18 protein-coding genes and 1 pseudogene are annotated in these 17,979 nt (G+C 70.2%); 15 read left to right on the plus strand and 4 right to left on the minus strand.

Going from position 1 to position 17,979, the window contains the following annotated elements; genetic code table 11:
- Positions 1-266 precede the first annotated feature (266 nt).
- Genes AB0M88_RS48535 through AB0M88_RS48545 form a run of 3 tightly spaced genes read left to right on the plus strand, consistent with a single transcriptional unit; the run spans position 267 to position 1,762 of the window.
- Positions 267-767 carry a hypothetical protein gene (locus tag AB0M88_RS48535; protein ID WP_364114276.1) on the plus strand — a complete coding sequence of 167 codons (501 nt, stop codon included), beginning with the start codon at positions 267-269 and terminating at the stop codon, positions 765-767.
- 24 nt (positions 768-791) lie between these two features.
- Positions 792-1,601: a DUF4097 family beta strand repeat-containing protein gene (locus AB0M88_RS48540; RefSeq protein ID WP_364114278.1), complete on the plus strand. Its 810-nt coding sequence runs from the start codon at positions 792-794 to the stop codon at positions 1,599-1,601.
- Positions 1,602-1,603: 2 nt separating this feature from the next.
- Positions 1,604-1,762 (plus strand): hypothetical protein, encoded by a 159-nt coding sequence (locus AB0M88_RS48545; protein WP_364114280.1) that lies wholly within the window; start codon positions 1,604-1,606, stop codon positions 1,760-1,762.
- A gap of 621 nt (positions 1,763-2,383) precedes the next feature.
- Here the strand turns inward: AB0M88_RS48545 and AB0M88_RS48550 are convergent.
- Both AB0M88_RS48550 and AB0M88_RS48555 read right to left on the minus strand, forming a co-directional pair.
- Entirely contained in the window at positions 2,384-3,097 is a 714-nt protein-coding gene (locus tag AB0M88_RS48550; protein WP_364114282.1) for a response regulator transcription factor, read from the minus strand.
- 5 nt (positions 3,098-3,102) lie between these two features.
- Positions 3,103-4,050, minus strand: a complete 948-nt coding sequence (locus AB0M88_RS48555) for a PD-(D/E)XK nuclease family protein (RefSeq protein ID WP_364114284.1) — start codon at positions 4,048-4,050, stop codon at positions 3,103-3,105.
- Between the two features lie 183 nt (positions 4,051-4,233).
- Here AB0M88_RS48555 and AB0M88_RS48560 point away from each other — a divergent pair, with 183 nt between their 5' ends.
- The 7 genes from AB0M88_RS48560 to AB0M88_RS48590 all read left to right on the plus strand — a co-directional run bounded on the left by AB0M88_RS48560 (position 4,234) and on the right by AB0M88_RS48590 (position 12,516).
- Positions 4,234-5,295 (plus strand): M50 family metallopeptidase, encoded by a 1,062-nt coding sequence (locus AB0M88_RS48560; protein ID WP_364114304.1) that lies wholly within the window; start codon positions 4,234-4,236, stop codon positions 5,293-5,295.
- A 20-nt stretch (positions 5,296-5,315) separates the two neighbouring features.
- A complete protein-coding gene (locus tag AB0M88_RS48565; RefSeq protein ID WP_364114286.1) occupies positions 5,316-6,281 on the plus strand; it encodes a tRNA (adenine-N1)-methyltransferase in 966 nt (321 codons plus the stop codon).
- A gap of 69 nt (positions 6,282-6,350) precedes the next feature.
- Positions 6,351-6,941 (plus strand): hypothetical protein, encoded by a 591-nt coding sequence (locus AB0M88_RS48570; RefSeq protein WP_364114288.1) that lies wholly within the window; start codon positions 6,351-6,353, stop codon positions 6,939-6,941.
- A gap of 559 nt (positions 6,942-7,500) precedes the next feature.
- Positions 7,501-9,282 carry a proteasome ATPase gene (gene arc / locus AB0M88_RS48575; RefSeq protein WP_364114290.1) on the plus strand — a complete coding sequence of 594 codons (1,782 nt, stop codon included), beginning with the start codon at positions 7,501-7,503 and terminating at the stop codon, positions 9,280-9,282.
- 60 nt (positions 9,283-9,342) lie between these two features.
- Positions 9,343-10,617, plus strand: coding sequence for an acyltransferase (locus AB0M88_RS48580; RefSeq protein WP_364114292.1), 1,275 nt, complete (start codon positions 9,343-9,345; stop codon positions 10,615-10,617).
- A gap of 65 nt (positions 10,618-10,682) precedes the next feature.
- The gene (gene dop, locus AB0M88_RS48585; RefSeq protein WP_364114294.1) at positions 10,683-12,200 is read left to right on the plus strand and encodes a depupylase/deamidase Dop; all 1,518 of its coding nucleotides are present in this window, start codon (positions 10,683-10,685) and stop codon (positions 12,198-12,200) included.
- A 100-nt stretch (positions 12,201-12,300) separates the two neighbouring features.
- On the plus strand, positions 12,301-12,516 hold the full coding sequence (locus tag AB0M88_RS48590; RefSeq protein WP_364114296.1) for a ubiquitin-like protein Pup: 216 nt from the start codon (positions 12,301-12,303) through the stop codon (positions 12,514-12,516).
- A gap of 385 nt (positions 12,517-12,901) precedes the next feature.
- On the opposite strand, the gene AB0M88_RS48595 is transcribed toward AB0M88_RS48590, so the two are convergent.
- Entirely contained in the window at positions 12,902-13,030 is a 129-nt protein-coding gene (locus AB0M88_RS48595; RefSeq protein WP_364114308.1) for a hypothetical protein, read from the minus strand.
- On the opposite strand from AB0M88_RS48595, the gene AB0M88_RS48600 reads away from it, so the two are divergent.
- From AB0M88_RS48600 to prcA, 3 genes and pseudogenes are all read left to right on the plus strand, one after another.
- Positions 12,968-13,225, plus strand: coding sequence for an endonuclease VII domain-containing protein (locus tag AB0M88_RS48600; protein WP_364114306.1), 258 nt, complete (start codon positions 12,968-12,970; stop codon positions 13,223-13,225). The genes AB0M88_RS48595 and AB0M88_RS48600 overlap by 63 nt on opposite strands.
- Positions 13,144-13,983: a proteasome subunit beta gene (prcB, locus tag AB0M88_RS48605; protein ID WP_364114298.1), complete on the plus strand. Its 840-nt coding sequence runs from the start codon at positions 13,144-13,146 to the stop codon at positions 13,981-13,983. The genes AB0M88_RS48600 and prcB overlap by 82 nt, the downstream gene beginning before the upstream one ends.
- 55 nt (positions 13,984-14,038) lie before the next feature.
- A pseudogene (gene prcA / locus AB0M88_RS48610) lies at positions 14,039-14,713 on the plus strand (proteasome subunit alpha); the annotation flags it as partial.
- 439 nt (positions 14,714-15,152) lie between these two features.
- On the opposite strand, the gene AB0M88_RS48615 reads toward prcA, so the two are convergent.
- Positions 15,153-16,118, minus strand: a complete 966-nt coding sequence (locus AB0M88_RS48615) for a GDP-mannose 4,6-dehydratase (RefSeq protein WP_364114300.1) — start codon at positions 16,116-16,118, stop codon at positions 15,153-15,155.
- 96 nt (positions 16,119-16,214) lie between these two features.
- On the opposite strand from AB0M88_RS48615, the gene pafA reads away from it, so the two are divergent.
- Both pafA and AB0M88_RS48625 read left to right on the plus strand, forming a co-directional pair.
- Positions 16,215-17,573, plus strand: a complete 1,359-nt coding sequence (gene pafA, locus AB0M88_RS48620; RefSeq protein ID WP_364114302.1) for a Pup--protein ligase — start codon at positions 16,215-16,217, stop codon at positions 17,571-17,573.
- 152 nt (positions 17,574-17,725) lie between these two features.
- Entirely contained in the window at positions 17,726-17,896 is a 171-nt protein-coding gene (locus tag AB0M88_RS48625) for a hypothetical protein (RefSeq protein ID WP_364114303.1), read from the plus strand.
- Positions 17,897-17,979: the final 83 nt, after the last annotated feature.

Here is a 17,979-nt window from a genome sequence, read left to right on the forward strand (position 1 = left end):
ACCCCCCCCCGCGGCCCGCCCCGCGGCGGCGTGTGCGAAATTTTTACCCCCGACACCTGCGGTGGGGGCGGGGGGCGCGCCGGCCCCGGCCCCGGCCACCTCAGTGTCACGGGCGCCGACACGCGATACGTCCGTCTCACGGCTGACCGCGACGCGGATTTCGGTACGGGGCGCACCCCCATGCCGTCTCAGGGTCGTCCCTGAGACGGCAAACTGGTGTCACGGTGACGCTTGACTGACGTCATCAATGACGTCATAGTGGGGTCATGGATTTGACGCCGTACCTCGAAACGCTCCGCGCCGACCTCCACGCGGCGGCCGCACCCGGCGGCCCCGAGACCACCCGGGCGGCCGAGCTGCTCGGCGGCGCGCTCGAGTCGTCGGCCCGGCTGGTGCTGCTCGAGGCGCTCTCCGACGCCGCCGCCGAGATCACCACCCGGCTCAACGACACCTCGGTCGAGGTGCGGTTGCGCGGCCGCGAGGCCGACCTGGTCGTCAACCAGACCGCCACCGACGACACCCCGGCCGAGCAGCCGGCCACCCCCGGTGCCGAGGTCCTCGACGGCGGCGACCTGATCCGGATCACCCTGCGGATGCCCGAGGCGCTCAAGTCGCACGTCGAGCAGCTCGCTGCCGAGCTCAACGTCTCGGTCAACGCCTGGCTGGTGCGCGCGGTGATGTCCGCGGTCAACCAGCCGTCCCGCCCGTCGCCGCAGGGCGGTCGAGGCCGCCCGGGCAAGCGCATCACCGGCTTCTTCGAAGCCTGACCTTCTCAGGGAGAGGAACCCCTCATGTACGAGTTCGACCGCGCCACCCCCGTCACCGTCGCCCTGCGCGCCCACGGCGGACACGTCGAGATCACGGCTGAGGAGCGCTCGACGATCCAGGTCGACGTGACCCCGATGAACGACAACAGCCGCGAGGCAGCCGAGAAGACCCTGGTCGTGCTGGAGGACGACACCCTGCTCGTGCAGGTCCCCGGCTCCGAATACTGGAGCTGGCGACGATCACCGAAGCTCGCGGTCAGCATCCGGGTGCCGGCCGGCAGCGCCCTGGCCGGCAAGAGCTCGTCGGCCGACGTCCGGGCGGCCGGCACCTATTCGGTGGTCCAGCTCAACGTCGCCTCGGCCGACGTCCGGGTCGAAGACGTCACCGGTGACGCCCTCCTCGACGCGGCCAGCGGCGACCTGTCGATCGCCCGGGTCGGCGGAGGCCTCCGCATCAAGAGTTCCTCCGGCACCCTGCGCGTGGGTGACGTCACCGGTGACGTCAGCGCCGAGACGGCGAGCGGCGACATCCACGTCCAGAGCGGCAACGCCTCCCTCAAGGCGAAGACCGCCTCCGGCGACATCGAGGTCGGCCTGCTGCGCCAGGGCCGCGCCCAGATCAGCACGGCCTCGGGCGACGTCGGCGTGGGCGTGGCGACCGGCACCGGCGTCTGGCTCGATCTCGACACCGCCTCCGGCAAGTCCACCAGCGACCTCACCAACCACGGCGACGTCCCGCCCACCGACAAGCCCACCAACCTGGAGTTGCGCGTGCGCACCGCCAGCGGCGACATCCACGTCCACCGGGCCCACAACAACCTGAAGGTGGCCTGATCATGATCCCCGGCACCGACTACGCCCTCGAACTGGCGGCCGCCGAACTGCGCCGCCGCGCCCTGAAGTCCCGCACCCGCAAACACCGCGCCGCCGACTTCGCCCCGCCCGAGTGGCCCCCGAGCCGCGGCCCGACCCCCAACAACCCCCGTCACCGCTGACCGAAGCCCGGCGCGCCGCTTCCCGGCCCGCCGGGCTCGGCAGTGCGCCGGGCTCGGGTCGTGCGCCGGGCTCGGGTCGTGCGCTGGGCTCGGGTCGTGCGCTGGGCTCGGGTCGTGCGCTGGGCTCGGCCGTGGACTGGGCCGCGCTGAGCTGGGAGGTGCGCTGGCCGGTCGCGGTGCGCTGGGCAGGGCGGTGCGCTGGGCGGTCGCGATGCGCTGGCCGGCGGAGCGCTGGGCGGTCGCGGTCCGCTGGGCGCTGCGCTGCGCTGGGCTGGGCGGTCGCGGTGCGGCAGTGCGGTGCGGTGCGGTGCGCTGGGCGGGGGGCGGTGCGCTGGGCGGGGGCGGTGCGGCAGTGCGGTGCGGTGCGCTGGGCGGGGGCGGTGCGGCAATGCGGTGCGCTGGGCGGGGGCGGTGCGGCAATGCGGTGCGCTGGGCGGGGGCGGTGCGGCAATGCGGTGCGCTGGGCGGGGGCGGTGTGCTGGGCGGGGGCGGTGCGCTGGGCTGGGCCGTGCCGGGGCTCCTCGTGCGGGGCTAGGGAGATCCGCGTGACCCGGCCCTGGTCTCGACGTCGGCGTCGGGGCGGCGCATGTGGCCGCGGAGATCGCCGCTGCCCCGGGCCCGTCAGTTGCCGGGCTTGATCAGGCCGGTCTCGTAGGCCAGCACCACCGCCTGCGTCCGGTCCCTCAGCCGCAACTTCGTCAGCACGTGCCCCACGTGCGTCTTGATGGTCGTCTCGCTGACCTGCAGCGCCCCCGCGATCTCGGCGTTGGAGTGGCCGCGTGCCACGTGCACGAGCACCTCCCGCTCCCGTTCGGTGAGCTGGTCGAGCGCCGATCCCGCGGTTGTCTCCGGCGCCGGCAACGCCTCGGCCACCCGCCCGAGGATGCGGGCCAGCACCGCCGGTGCGATCACCGCGCCGCCCGCGGCGAGTGCCCGGACCGTCCGGACGAGTTCGTCGGCTGGGACGTCCTTGCGGAGGAAGCCGACCGCGCCGGCCGCGATCGCCCCCAGCACGTGCTCGTCTCCGTCGTGTTCGGCCAGCACCAGCACCCGCACCGGCAGCCCGGCCGAAACCACCGCCCGCGCCACCGACAACCCGTTGGCGCGGGGCAGCACCAGGTCGGTCACGAGCACGTCGGGCAGCAGGCGGCGGGCCAGCGAGACCGCCTCGACCCCGTCTCCGGCCTCACCCGCGACGACGATCTCGTCGGGAAGGCAGGGCTCGCCGGGAAGGCAGGGAAGGCCGGTGAGCGCCATCCGGAGGCCGGAACGCTGCATCGGGGCGGCGTCGGCCAGCAGCACCCGCAGCGGCCGCCGGCGGGTGCTGGTATCCATGCCGGTCACCCTAAGCGATCGTCGTCCACCGGCGCGGACTCGAGAATCGGCAGGACCGCGGTCGGGTAGGGCGGGGGCGTGCCGCCGAACTCGGGGCAGAACCGCTGGTGGCTGCACCACCCGCAGAGCCGGCTCGGCTTGGGGCGGAAGTCGTGGTCGCGCTTGGCCCGCTCGACCGCCTCCGACAGGGCGACCAGGGTGCGCTCGAACCGCTCCAGCTCCTGCGCGTCGGGGCTGTAGTCGCAGATCTCGGCATCTTTGAGATAGAGCAGGCGCAGCACCTTGGGGACCACCCCGCGGGTGCGCCACAGCACCAGCGCATAGAACTTGAGCTGGAACAGCGCCCGTCCCTCGAACGCCTCGCGCGGCGCCCCGCCGGTCTTGTAGTCGACCACCCGCAGGTCGCCGGCGGGGGAGACGTCGAGCCGGTCGATGTAACCCCGGATCAGCAGCTCCTCGTCGACCAGCGTCGACACCAGGCTCTCGCGCTCGGCCGGCTCGAGCCGGGTCGGGTCCTCGACCGCGAAATAGCCGTCGAGCAGGGCGGTCGCGCTGCCCAGGAACGCGGCCAGCCGGCCCGGCTCGTCACCGGCGCCGAACAGGGCGTCGGCCTCGGCCGCCTCGGCGGCCGGGTCACGGCCGGGCGGCGGGGCGGCCGCGAAGATCTCGGCCAGGCGGGGCTCCTCGGCCAGCAGGGCCTCCCAGGCCGGGGCGACCAGGGCGGCGGCGGCCGACGGGGTGCGATCGGCCGCCGGCAGATCGAACAACCTTTCCAGTACGGCGTGCACCAGCGTGCCGCGCGCCTGGTCGGCCGACGGCTGCTCGGGCAGCTTGTCGATGGTGCGGAAGCGGAAGAGCAGCGGACAGGTCTTGAAGTCGGCGGCTCGCGACGGAGAGAGCGAGGGGCCCGGTGGGCGATCGCTGACCGGAGGGGAGACTGTCTGCGCCGTCATGTCGGAAAGGCTAGGGCAGGGGTACGACGAAAACGCATTCCGGTCCGGCGGCGTGGCTTCCGTAGCATTCACCAGATGGGAGACGGCCGGGTGGACGAGAGCGCACCACAGCCGCGCCGGGTCGGGCGCGCAACCCACGCGGTGGGCCGGGTGCTGGGCATCCCGGTCTTCCTGAACGCGTCGATGCTGCTGCTCGCCCTGCTGGTCACCCTGGTCTACGGCAACTACGTCCAGGACGAGCTCGGCCTGCCGAGCACGGTCAGCTACCTGATCGGCTTCGGCTTCGTGGTCTGCCTGCTCGGCTCGGTGCTGCTGCACGAGCTCGGGCACGCTTTGACCGCCCGCCACTACGGCATCCAGGTGCGCGGCATCACCCTGGAGCTGCTCGGCGGCTGGACCGAGATGGACCGCGACGCGCCCAACCCCCGGGTCGACGCCCTGGTCAGCCTGGCCGGGCCGGCGGTCTCGCTGGTGCTGGGCGGGCTGGCCACCGCGGCGACGCTCGCGCTCCCCGACCGTACGGCGGCCGGGCAGATCGCCTTCCAGCTCGCGGCGAGCAACGTGATCGTGGCGCTCTTCAACGTGTTGCCGGGGCTGCCGCTGGACGGCGGCCGCGCGTTGCGGGCCGGCATCTGGGCGCTGATCAAGGACCGTAACCGGGCCACCGTGGCGGCCGGCTGGGCCGGGCGGGGGCTGGCCGGCGCGACCGCCTTCGTGGCGTTCTGGTGCTACCACGTCGGGTTCGTGACGGTCTTCGGGCTGGCCTTCGTGCTCCTCGTGGTCTTCACTCTCTGGCAGGGGGCCGGGCAGTCGATCCGGCTGGCCCGGATGACCGGCCGGTTCCCGCTGATCGAGCTGTCCAGGCTGGCCCGTCCGCTGCTCACCGTCACCGCCGGCACCTCGCTCGGGGAGGCCCAGCGCCGCCGCTCGGAGGACCCGCGGCCCAACGTGGTGCTCGCGGTCACCGACTCGGCGGGTAATCTCACCGCACTGGTCGACCCGGTCGCCGCCGAGCGGGTTCCGGTCGACCGGCGCCCATGGGTGGCGGTCGACAGCGTGTCCCGTTCGCGCGACGCGGTGCCGGCCCTGCGGCTCGGGCTGTCCGGCGAGCAGGTGGTCCGCGCGTTGCAGGCCCACCCCGCGCCGCAATACCTGGTGACCGCGGATGACGAGGTCGTCGGCGTGCTGCGGGTGGGCGACGTGGCCGCGGTGCTGGAGCCGCACCGCGTGCGCGCGACCAAGTGATTTTCCACGGAGAGGCAACAGTGACCATTTCCCCCGCGCCCATCCTCGACGAGCCGGTGCCGGCGCATCGGGGCCCGTTCCGGGCCGGCGACCGCGTCCAGCTCACCGACCCCAAGGGGAAGATGCACACGATCGTGCTGGAGCCGGGCAGGGCCTACCACACCCACAAGGGCGCGATCGAGCACGACGCGGTGATCGGCCGGCCCGACGGCAGCGTTGTCACCTCCTCCGGCAACACCCAATATCTCGCGCTGCGGCCCCTGCTGAGCGACTACGTGCTGTCGATGCCGCGCGGCGCCCAGGTGATCTATCCGAAGGACGCGGCCCAGATCGTCGCCATGGGTGACGTCTTCCCGGGCGCCAAGGTGCTCGAGGCGGGCGCGGGCTCGGGCGCGCTGACCTGTTCGCTGCTGCGGGCGGTCGGCAGCTCGGGCGAGGTGCACTCGTTCGAGCTGCGCCCGGATTTCGCGGCGATCGCCCGTAAGAACGTCGAGGCGTTCTTCGGCGGCCCGCACCCGGCCTGGCACCTGCACGACGGCGACGTCGCGACCAACGACATGACCGGTTTCGATCGGATCGTGCTCGACATGCTGACCCCGTGGGAGGCGCTCGACATGGTCGAGCGCGCGCTGATCCCGGGCGGCGTCTTCATCGGCTACGTGGCGACCACGCCGCAGCTGTCGGAGCTGGTCGAGGCGCTGCGTGACCGCGGCGGCTGGACCGAGCCGCGGGCCTGGGAGTCGCTCGTCCGCGACTGGCACGCCGAGGGCCTGGCGGTACGCCCGGACCACCGGATGGTCGCGCACACCGCGTTCCTGGTGTCGTCCCGCAAGCTCGCGCCCGGTGTCACCGCGCCGCCGCGCCGCCGTAAGCCGAGCAAGGGCGCCGAGGCGCTGGCCGCTCGCAAGGCTGAGTTGGAGGCCCGCAGAGTGGCGCAGGCGGCCCTGCACGCCGAGGCGACCCGGCCGAATGACTCAGCGGAATGACACCGAACAATAATCTCGGGTAACTTCCTTCGCGTTGGCGTCGCAGGACGGGAGGATCGGGTGGGCGCGATGAGTTCTCCGCCGTTCGGTGGCAGCAACGAGATGCCGGCGGTGTTTCCGGACTGGTCGCCCTACCAGGACCTGGATTCGGCCGCCCGGGCTTACCTGCGTGACCCCGAGGTGGCGCTCGACGCGCTCTTCGGGGTGCTGCGCGGCGCCTCGGTGCTCTGTTTCACGCTGGAGCGCTTCGTCAACGAGGTCAACGGCGTCTGGCAGGAGGTCGTCATCTGTGACGGCAGCCGCCTGGTGCTGTGGCACGGCGAAGATGTGGCGCCCGGCGACGGCCCGGTCGGCTCGATGACCTCGTCGCTGCGGGTGGTGCCGCTGTCGACGGTCACCGAGGTGGGCTGCCGGCGCCGGCTGACCCGCACCGCCAACGGCCAGGCCCGGGTCGACAGCATCGACGTCTACCTGCTTCTCAGCTCGGTCGACGACGCGGTGCCGCCGCCCGGGATGGACGACGCCGAGTCGCGCGCGACCGTGCGGCACGACGCGCTGCGCTTCGGCAAGACGCTGGACGACGGCGGTCCGGGGCAGATCGCGCGTCTCGAAGAGTTCTCGCGCGTCGTCGCCTCGCTCGTCGGGCGTCCCACGTTGTGAGCCTTCAGTCAGTTTCAGGCGCCCGGCGGCACGTTTCGAAAGTAAATTTTCCGCGTCCGGCTCAAGCCCGGCAACGGCTTCGATGCGAGGCATGGGCCCGAAAATGCCATATGTCACACCGCCTCCTGGCTGACCGTCCCGGGGCGGTCGGCGGCTCGTGGCCCCGCAAGGCGGCGACCGTGGTGGCGGGGGTCACCGCGGGGCGTGGCGCGGCCCTCGCCCCGGCGCGCGCGTTCAAGGGATCGCCGCAGCTCACTGCCGGTGTGCACGACCCAGGCAAGTCCGTCGATGCCGCGCTCGGAGAAGGCCGCCCGACCGGGCCGGCGGGGCCGGTCGCGGAGGCGGAGATCGGATCGACCCGCACCCCCGGTGCGTCCGGCACGGTTCGGTCACCGGCGAAAATAGGGCCTGCCGACCGTACCGGACGGCTACGACAAGGATCTGGCGATGATCGGCCGAACGGATCAAGAGTCGGTGACGAGGGTGTTGCATGGGTCGAAATCCGGGTTCCAGCGGCTAGTGTTAACCCAAGACGTTCGAGCCCCCGGGGAGGTGGGACGTGGCACGTAGCGACGATGCGGATTCACGCGCCGCACGGTGGGAAAAAGAGGCCAACGATCTCTCCAGCCAGGTCGCGTTCCTTCAGGAGGAGCTCGCCCTGGTTCGGCGGAAGTTGACCGAAAGCCCACGACACGTCCGGCAGCTCGAGGAACGGCTCGCGGCAACGCAGGCGCAGCTGGCCCGACTGACCGAGAACAACGAGCGGCTTGTGGCGACCCTCAAGGAAGCCCGAGCACAGATCGTCACTCTGAAGGAAGAGATCGATCGCCTCGCTCAGCCGCCCAGCGGCTACGGCGTGTTCCTGGCGGCCCACGAGGATGGCACGGTCGACGTGTTCACCGGTGGGCGCAAGCTCCGCGTGGCGGTCTCGCCCTCACTCGAGGTCGAGGAGCTCAAGCGCGGCCAGGAGGTGCTGCTCAACGACGCGCTCAACGTGGTCGACGCGTTCGGCTACGAGCGGTCGGGTGAGGTGGTCACCCTCAAGGAGGTGCTGGCCGGCCCGGAGGGTGCGATCGGCGACCGCGCTCTGGTCGTCTCACACGCCGACGAGGAACGCATCGTGTTCCTCGCCGACTCGCTCGAGATCAGCAAGCTCCGCGCGGGTGACTCGCTCATGATCGAGCCCCGCTCGGCGTACGCCTACGAGCGGATCCCGAAGAGTGAGGTCGAGGAGCTCGTCCTGGAGGAGGTCCCCGACGTCGACTACACCGACATCGGTGGCCTGCACGCCCAGATCGAGCAGATCCGCGACGCGGTCGAGCTGCCGTTCCTGCACGCCGACCTGTTCCGGGAGCACCAGCTGCGCCCGCCGAAGGGCATCCTGCTCTACGGCCCGCCCGGCTGTGGCAAGACCCTGATCGCCAAGGCGGTGGCCAACTCGCTGGCCAAGAAGATCGCCGAGCGGCGCGGCGAGGAGAAGCACACCAGCTACTTCCTCAACATCAAGGGCCCGGAGCTGCTCAACAAGTACGTGGGTGAGACCGAGCGGCACATCCGCCTGGTCTTCCAGCGGGCTCGCGAGAAGGCCGGCGAGGGCACCCCGGTGATCGTGTTCTTCGACGAGATGGACTCGATCTTCCGCACCCGTGGCTCGGGTGTGTCGAGCGACGTGGAGAACACGATCGTTCCCCAGCTCCTCAGCGAGATCGACGGCGTCGAGGGCCTGGAAAACGTGATCGTGATCGGCGCGTCCAACCGGGAAGACATGATCGACCCGGCGATCCTGCGCCCGGGCCGGCTCGACGTGAAGATCAAGATCGAGCGTCCGGACGCCGAGGCGGCCAAGGACATCTTCGCGAAGTATATCCTGGCCGGCCTGCCGCTCTCCACCGACGACCTCAACGAGCACGGCGGCAACCGCGACATGACGGTGGCCGCGATGATCGAGGCGGTCGTCCTGCGGATGTACACGGAGAGCGAGGAGAACCGCTTCCTCGAGGTCACCTACGCCAACGGTGACAAGGAAGTCCTCTACTTCAAGGACTTCAACTCGGGCGCGATGATCCAGAACATCGTCGACCGGGGCAAGAAGATGGCGATCAAGGAGTTCCTCACCTCGGGCAAGAAGGGGCTGCGCCTGCAGCACCTGCTCGACAGCTGTGTCGACGAGTTCCGGGAAAACGAGGATCTCCCCAACACCACCAACCCCGACGACTGGGCCCGCATCTCCGGCAAGAAGGGCGAGCGGATCGTCTACATCCGTACGCTCGTCTCCGGCGGCAAGGGCGCCGAGGCCGGCCGTTCCATCGAGACGGCGAACAACACCGGCCAATACCTGTAAAGCCGATAAAGGGACGCGGGCGGAGGGTTTCCCTCCGCCCGCGTTCTCGTTGCACCAGGCGTGACGGCACCCGCTCCGATACGTCTGGCCTGGCTCGACGCCCTGCGCGGCTTCGCCGCCTTGACGGTCGTCTGGTTCCATCTCAGCCCGCTCATGCTCGGCAACGCGCGGCACCTGGCGATCATGCGGCACATCGACCTCGGCAAGTACGGCGTGCTGCTGTTCTTCCTGGTCAGCGGCTATGTCATCCCGATGTCGCTGGAACGCCACGGCGACCTGCGCAAGTTCTGGATCGGCCGGCTCTGCCGCGTCTACCCGGCCTATCTGGGGGCGATCGCCCTGGTCGGGGCGCTCGCGCTGGCCGGGTGGGGGAGCTGGCAGGAGTCGTTCTCCCACCAGACCGTGTCGGCCGTCCTCGGCCACGCCACGATGATGACCGAGCTGCTCGGCCTGCACGGGGCGGTCCGCGTCTTCTGGACGCTGTCCTACGAGATGGTGTTCTACCTGGTCGTCTCCGGGCTGTTCGCGTGGCGTCTGCACCGGTACAGCGCCTGGTGGGCGGCCGGTCTCGCCCTGGCCGGCCTGCTGCTCGGCCCGACACTGCCCAACGGACTGTTCGCCGGGAACTTCGCCGGCCGGCGCGTCACCGCCGTGGTGCTCGCCGTGCTTCTGTGCCTCAGCCTCCTCGCGTACATCAAGGAGCGCCTGGCCCTCGCGGCCGGCGCCGTCGGCATCGGTTTTCTGCTCCTGCCCGCCCTCGATGGGCACCCGGCCCCCGACAGCACCACCATCGCCTCGTGGCAGGGCCTGCAACTGCTGGCGGTCATGTTCGCCGGGACCGTGGTCTACCGGGCGCACAGCGGGCAGCTGAGCCGCTTCGCGGCGGTTCTCTCGCTGACCGTGGTCGCGCTCGGCGTCATCGGGGCGCACTGGACCTACCTCGGCCCTTCGGGCCATCGGGTCTGGCCGGCGAACGTCGCCGCCGTCGCCGTCACCTTCCTGCTGGCGTACGCGATGAGGAACCGTTCCGTCCCGCCGGCGCTGACCTGGCTGGGGCGGATCAGCTATTCGCTCTATCTGCTGCACGCGATCGTGCTGGGGCTGATCCCGCGGCTCATCCCCGGCCTGCCGTCGCACAGCCTCGCGGTGCGGCTCGCGGTCGGCGTCACCTACCTGGCCGTCGCGATCACGCTCGCGTGGCTTTCCTACCGGTTCGTGGAGATCCCTGGGCAGGCTCTCGGGCGGCGCCTCACCGCGCGCCCGGCCCCGGTTCTGGTCGCCCAGCGTGCCGCGCCGGGCACGGGGCGGGGCGAGAACGCACGCGAGAGCGTCTAGGCTCGATACATGAGCAGCAGGGGCAGCAGCGTGGCGGTCCGGGTTCAAAGGGGCGGAGTGGTCACATGAGCGTTCGACGGATCATGGGAACCGAGGTCGAGTACGGCATCTCGGTCCCCGGTCAGCCCGGCGCCAACCCGATGGTCACCTCGTCGCAGGTGGTCAACGCCTACGGTGCGAGGCCCGAGCTGAACCGCAACGGCCGCGCCCGGTGGGACTACGAGGAGGAGTCGCCGCTGCGCGACGCCCGCGGTTTCACCTATTCCGGGGCCGCCTACGACCCGGCCGACGCCCTCGCCGACGAGGATCTCGGGCTCGCCAACGTGATACTGACCAACGGCGCCCGGCTCTACGTCGACCACGCGCACCCCGAATACAGCACTCCAGAATGCACTAATCCCCTTGATATCGTCAAATGGGACAAAGCGGGTGAACGGGTCATGGCCGAGGCTTCGCGGCGCGCCGCGACGATCCCCGGCACCCACCGCATTCAGCTCTACAAGAACAACACCGACAACAAAGGCGCGTCGTACGGGTCGCACGAAAACTATCTGATGCGGCGGCAGACCCCGTTCGCCGACATCGTCGCCCACCTCACGCCGTTCTTCGTCACCCGGCAGATCTTCACCGGGGTCGGCCGGGTCGGCATCGGCCAGGACGGCTCGGGCAGCGGCTTCCAGCTCAGCTCCCGGGCCGACTTCTTCGAGGTCGAGGTCGGCCTCGAGACGACCCTCAAGCGGCCGATCATCAACACCCGCGACGAACCGCATTCGGACGCCGACAAATACCGCCGCCTCCACGTGATCATCGGCGACGCCAACCTCAGCGAGATCGCCACCTACCTCAAGATGGGCACCACCTCGATCGTGCTCAACATGATCGAGGAGAAGGTGTTCACCGGCGAGCTCGGCATCGCCGACCCGGTCAGCGAACTCAAGGCGGTCAGCCACGACCCGTCGCTCAAGCACCTCATCCGGCTGCGCGACGGCCGCCGCCTCACCGCGCTCGACCTGCAGTGGGCCTACTACGAGCGGGCCCGCCAGTTCGTCGACGAGCGGGCCGGCGACGACGCCGACGACCAGACGGCCGACGTGCTCGACCGGTGGGAGGACGCGCTCGACAAGCTCGGCCGCGACCCGATGCTGCTGTCCGACACCCTCGACTGGGTGGCCAAGCTGCGGCTGCTCGAGGGCTACCGCGAGCGCGAAAACCTCGGCTGGTCGTCGCCGAAGCTCCAGCTGGTCGACCTGCAGTACGCCGACGTGCGCCCCGAGAAGGGCCTCTACCACCGCCTGGTCGCCCGCGGGTCGATGAAGACCCTGCTCGACCCGGAGGCGACCCAGCGCGCGATGTACGAGCCGCCGGAGGACACCCGGGCGTTCTTCCGCGGCACCTGCCTCGCGAAGTATGCGTCCGAAGTGGTCGCGGCGAGCTGGGACTCGGTCATCTTCGACGTCGGCCGGGAGTCGCTCGTGCGGGTGCCGATGATGGAACCGGAGCGCGGCACCAAGAAGCACGTGGGCGCCCTGTTCGACAAGTGCGAGAGCGCCAAGGACCTGCTCGAGGTCATTACGAGCCGCTGAGGAAAACCTCGCGCCCGCGCAGCGGAAGTGTCGTAGCGGCGAGGTAGGTTTTTCACACCCGATGTTGTGCGACTTCGGGTGGCTGAGAAGGGGGACACCGATGGCAACCCGAGACACCGGCGGACAGTCGCAGTCCGGAAAGAGCCGGCAGGACGAGGAGATCGAGGACGTCACCGTCGAGGCCAACCCTGAGGTAGCCGAGCGGCACGCCGAGATCACCGAGGACGTCGACGACCTGCTCGACGAAATCGACTCAGTTCTGGAAGAAAACGCAGAAGAGTTCGTCCGCGGATATGTACAAAAAGGGGGCGAATAGGGCATAGCCGGGCAATTCGGACATGCCTCTCCCGAATGATGACGAGGGCGGGCGGCGCCGCTGCCGCGATTGCGGTGAGTGGAAGCCGCTCGACCTTTTCTGCGCCAGCAGCAAGCGGCCTAGCGGTCACGGCAGCTATTGCAAGGAGTGCTACAACAAGCGGTCCAAGGCCAGCTATGCCAAGCGGCTTCAGGAGCAGCACGGCCGAGATGTTCAGGTCAAACGCGCGGTTCCAGAGGGTCAGCGCTACTGCCCGGACTGCGGCGAGAGCCAGCCACTGGCCGAGTTCCCCCGAAGCCGGAACGACAGCGGAGGGCACGGCCGATACTGCAAGCCATGCCACAACGCGCGGGGCGCGGAGTCGCGGCAACGGCTTCATGGCGGTTCACGGGAATACCACCTGCGGCGTCGTTACGGCATCGGGCAGCACTTCGTCGACACGCTTCTTGCAGTGCAAGGCGGTGTGTGCGCGATCTGCGGCGCGCCCGACCCCCAACATGTCGATCACGATCATCGCCCCGGGCGGGTGCGCGGGATATTGTGCTTCAACTGCAACGGCGGTCTCGGGCAGTTCCGTGACAATCCTGAGTACCTCGCCAGTGCGATCACGTATCTGAAAGGAACCACGTGGCAAAGGACTTTGATCTGTCCGGGCATCTACCGGATTTCTTCACCAACGCGGGGACGTCCTCCTTCACGCAGTTCCTGACCGAGTCCCGCCCCGAGCTGCTGCCGGGCCGCCGGCCGCTGCCTCCGGGCCTGTCGGCCGACATCGCGCCGCACGCCACCACGATCGTGGCCATCGCCACGAGCGAGGGTGTGGTGATGGCGGGCGACCGGCGGGCGACCATGGGCAACCTGATCGCCAGCCGTGACATCGAGAAGGTCCACACCGCGGACGCGTACTCGCTGATCGGCATCGCCGGCACGGCGGGCATCGGCATCGAGCTGATGCGGCTGTTCCAGGTCGAGCTGGAGCACTACGAGAAGATCGAGGGCACGATGCTCTCGCTCGACGGTAAGGCGAACCGCCTGGCCGGCATGGTCCGCGGCAACCTGGGCGCGGCGATGCAGGGCCTGGCCGTGGTGCCGCTGTTCGCGGGCTTCGACTTCGCACCGGTCGACCCGGGCCGCGTGGGCCGCATCTTCAGCTTCGACGTGGCGGGCGGGCTCTACGAGGAGACCGGCTACGACGCGATCGGCTCGGGGTCGCTGTTCGCCAAGTCGGCGCTCAAGAAGAAGTACCGCTCGGGCGTGGGCACCGACGAGGCGGTCCGGCTGGCCGTGGAGGCGCTCTACGACGCGGCCGACGACGACACCGCCACCGGCGGCCCCGACCTGACCCGCAAGATCTACCCGGTGGTGATGAGCGCGACGGCGAACGGCACGCACCGCCTGAGCGAGACCGAGATCAACGCGGTGGCCGAGGCCGTGGTCGCGGGCCGTATGGAGAACCCGGGCGGCTGAGTCCCGCTCTTTCTCAACGATCGACAGCACGAGGGACGAGAGGGAGAAGCCACCCGTGGCCATGCAGTTCTACGCATCACCCGAGCAGGTCCAGCGCGACCGCTCGGAGTACGCCCGCAAGGGCATCGCCCGCGGCCGCTCCGCGGTGGTTCTGACCTACGAGGGCGGCGTCCTGCTGGTCGCCGAGAACATCACCACCCTTCGCAAGATCAGCGAGATCTACGACCGCATCGGCTTCGCCGCGGTCGGCCGCTACAACGAGTTCGAGAACCTGCGCCGGCTGGGCGTCCGGATGGCCGACCTGAACGGCTACTCGTACGACCGGCGCGACGTGACCGGTCGCGCACTGGCGAACGCGTACACCCAGACGCTGGGCGCGATCTTCACCGAGACGCAGAAGCCGTACGAGGTGGAGATCTGCATCGCCCAGGTCGGCGCGTCGCCCGAGCAGGACGAGCTCTACCGCATCACGTACGACGGCTCGGTCATGGACGAGCCCGGCTTCATGGCGATGGGCGGCCAGACCGAGGCCATCTCCACCGTGCTGCGCGAGCGCCACGACACCGGCGCCGACCTGGTCACCGCCCTGGCCCTGGCGGCCGAGGCCCTGGGCAGCGTCGGCGGCGAGAACGGCGCCACCCGCAGCCTGGACGCCAAGCAGCTGGAGGTCGCGGTGCTGGACCGGCGGCGCAAAGGCCGCACCTTCCGCCGCATCACCGGCCACTCACTCATCCAGCTCCTGGGGGGCGACAAGAACGTCGCCGAAAAGGACCTGGGCGACGTGGACGCGGCCCCGCCCAACCCGGCTGAGGACAAGCCGACCGTCTCGGCCGCCCCGGTAACCGAGGACAAACTGGCGGCCGCGGACAAGCCGGTAGCCGGGGACAAGCCGGCGGCTGGAGACAAGCCGGCGGCCGGGGACAAGCCGGCGGCGAACGAGGCGCCGGGCGACGAGGGCGACGCCGACGCGACCGGCGAGGGCGTCAACGGCGACAACTCCTGACCCCTGCGGGATCGACAAGGGCGCGGCCGCTGCGGCCGCGCCCTTTCGCCGTCCGGTGGACGACGGCCGGAAACTGTCGTACCCGGGCGGTTGAATCGGCCGGCCCACCAGGACGCGCTGGTCCAGATGAGGTGCGGCCCGGAGCGACCCGGGACACCGGGGCCACTCAGAAGGTCAGCAGGGGGTGCCACCAGTCCTGGTTCGCGCGGTACCAGGCCAGCGTTCCGATCAGTCCGGTGTCGAATTCGACCGCCGGGTGCCAGCCGAGTTGCGTCCGCAACTTCTCGTCCGACAGGGCCCGCCGCCGGTCGTGTCCCGGTGCCACGGCGGCCGGCTCGATGCGGGCGCCCGGTGAGCCCAGTTCGGCCACGATGATGCCGGCCACGTCGCGTTCGGTCAGCTCGATGCTGCCGCCGACGTGGTAGACCTCGCCGGGCCCGCCGCCGGTGACGACCCGGGCCACGGCCTGGGAGCAGTCCTCGACGTGCAGCCAGTCGCGGGTCGAGTCGCTTGTGACGGCCGGCCGGCCGGTCAGCACCGACGTCACGGTGCGGGGGACGAACTTCTCCGGGTGCTGGCCCGGCCCGAAGATCGAGCACAGCCGGACCACCGTCGCCGACGTGCCGTGCGTGTGGTGGGCGGCCAGCACCAGCATGTCGGCGGTGGCCTTGGTGGCCGCGTACGGCGACGTCGGGGTCAGGGGTGCGTCCTCGGCGTAGGCCCCGGTCTCCAGCGGGCCGTAGACGGCGTCGGAGGAGATCTGCACGAAGCGCGGGACCCCGTGGCGCCGGGCCGCGTCGAGGAGGACCTGGGTGCCGAGGACGTTCGACTCCAGGAAGCCGGCGGCGGCGGCGGCGGAGCGGTCGACCGAGGTCTCGGCTGCGAAGTTGACGACCGCGTCGTGGGCGCGCATCACCACGTCGACCAGGGCGGTGTCGGCCACGTCGCCCGGGATGAAGTCCAGCCGCTTGTCGTGGACGACGGCGCCCAGGTTGGCGAAGCTCCCCGCGTACGAAAGGTTGTCGATCACCGTGACCCGCGCGCCGGAGAGACCCGGCAGTCGGTCGGCCAGCAAGGATCGCACGAAGTGCGAGCCGAGGAAGCCGGCGCCGCCGGTGACCAAGAGGTTCATCAGAAGCCGAGTGTATGGCCGGTTCGGCACCTTGTGTGCCGACTAATGCGCGAGTGGTGACTGCCAATGCCTGGCCGATGAGGCTAGTGTTTCGTCATGGAACGGCGAATTTTCGGCCTCGAGACCGAGTACGGAGTCACGTGCACTTATCGGGGGCAGCGGCGGCTGTCGCCGGACGAGGTGGCTCGCTACCTGTTCCGCCGAGTGGTGTCCTGGGGGCGCAGCAGCAACGTTTTCCTCCGTAACGGCGCCCGGCTCTACCTCGATGTCGGTTCCCACCCTGAATACGCGACTCCCGAGTGCGACTCCGTGACCGACCTGGTGGCCCACGACCGGGCCGGCGAGCGGATCCTGGAGGGGCTGCTCGTCGACGCCGAGAAGAGGCTGCACGACGAGGGCATCGCGGGCGAGATCTACCTCTTCAAGAACAACACCGATTCGGCCGGCAACTCCTACGGCTGCCACGAAAACTACCTGGTCAGCCGGCACGGCGAGTTCGGCCGGCTGGCCGACGTGCTCATCCCGTTCCTGGTCACCCGTCAGCTGATCTGCGGCGCCGGCAAGGTGCTGCAGACGCCGCGGGGGGCGGTGTTCTGCCTGTCGCAGCGCGCCGAGCACATCTGGGAGGGCGTCTCCAGCGCGACCACCCGGTCCCGGCCGATCATCAACACGCGCGACGAGCCGCACGCCGACGCCGAGCGCTACCGCCGGCTCCACGTGATCGTCGGCGACTCCAACATGAACGAGGTCACGACGCTTCTGAAGGTGGGGAGCGCCGACATCGTGCTCCGCATGATCGAGGCGGGCGTGGTGATGCGCGACCTCTCGCTGGAGAACCCGATCCGGGCGATCCGTGAGGTCAGCCACGACATCACCGGCCGCCGCAAGATCCGCCTGGCCAACAACAAGGAGGTCAGCGCCCTCGAGATCCAGCAGGAATACCTGGCCAAGGCGACCGAGTTCGTGGAGCGCCGGGGCGGCGACCAGACCGCGAAGCGGGTCGTCGAGCTGTGGGGCCGGGTGCTCAACGCGATCGAGAGCGAAAACCTGGACCCGGTCTCCCGTGAGATCGACTGGGTCTCGAAATACAAGCTGATCGAGCGCTACCAGGCCAAGCACGAGATCCCGATGTCGCATCCGCGCATCGCCCAGCTCGACCTGGCCTACCACGACGTGCGCCGGGGCCGCGGCCTCTACGCGCTGATGGAGAAACGCAAGCAGGTCGACCGCATCGCCAACGACCTCGACATCTTCGAGGCGAAGGAGACGCCGCCGCAGACCACGCGGGCGCGCCTGCGGGGCGAGTTCATCCGGCACGCGCAGGAGAAGCGGCGCGACTTCACCGTCGACTGGGTGCATCTCAAGCTCAACGACCAGGCCCAGCGCACGGTCCTCTGCAAGGACCCGTTCCGGGCCTACGACGAGCGCGTGGAGCGCCTGATCGCCAGCATGTGATGTTCACCAGCGAGGAGCGCGTTGCCGCGGTGATGAGTTCAGGCTTCGAACGCCGCCGGCGAAGCCGTCGTCGGGCGCAGCCTGAACTCATCAACTCAAAGTGGCGGACGCGCGATCGAGCGCACGACACAGTCTTCTAGGCTGGTCGGGCTATGAAAGACGAGCCCGACCAGCATCTGAGTCGCGTTGACCGGCGCCGCGAGCGGATCCGGGCGCAGATTCAGCGCAACCGCGAGGGCGGCCACAAGGTCCCGACGTGGGTGCTGGCTGTTGTGCTCGCGCTGTTTCTCATCGGGTGGCTCTGGCTGATCCTCGGCCCATAGAAGGGGGGCCCAGGACCTCGCCCTGCTCCGGCGCGAGGCCTCAGTGCGGAAACGCCAGCGCCGCGGCGTGCCGGCCGGGCGCC

The sequence above is a fragment of the Actinoplanes sp. NPDC051411 genome, assembly GCF_040682075.1.
GTDB lineage: Bacteria > Actinomycetota > Actinomycetes > Mycobacteriales > Micromonosporaceae > Actinoplanes.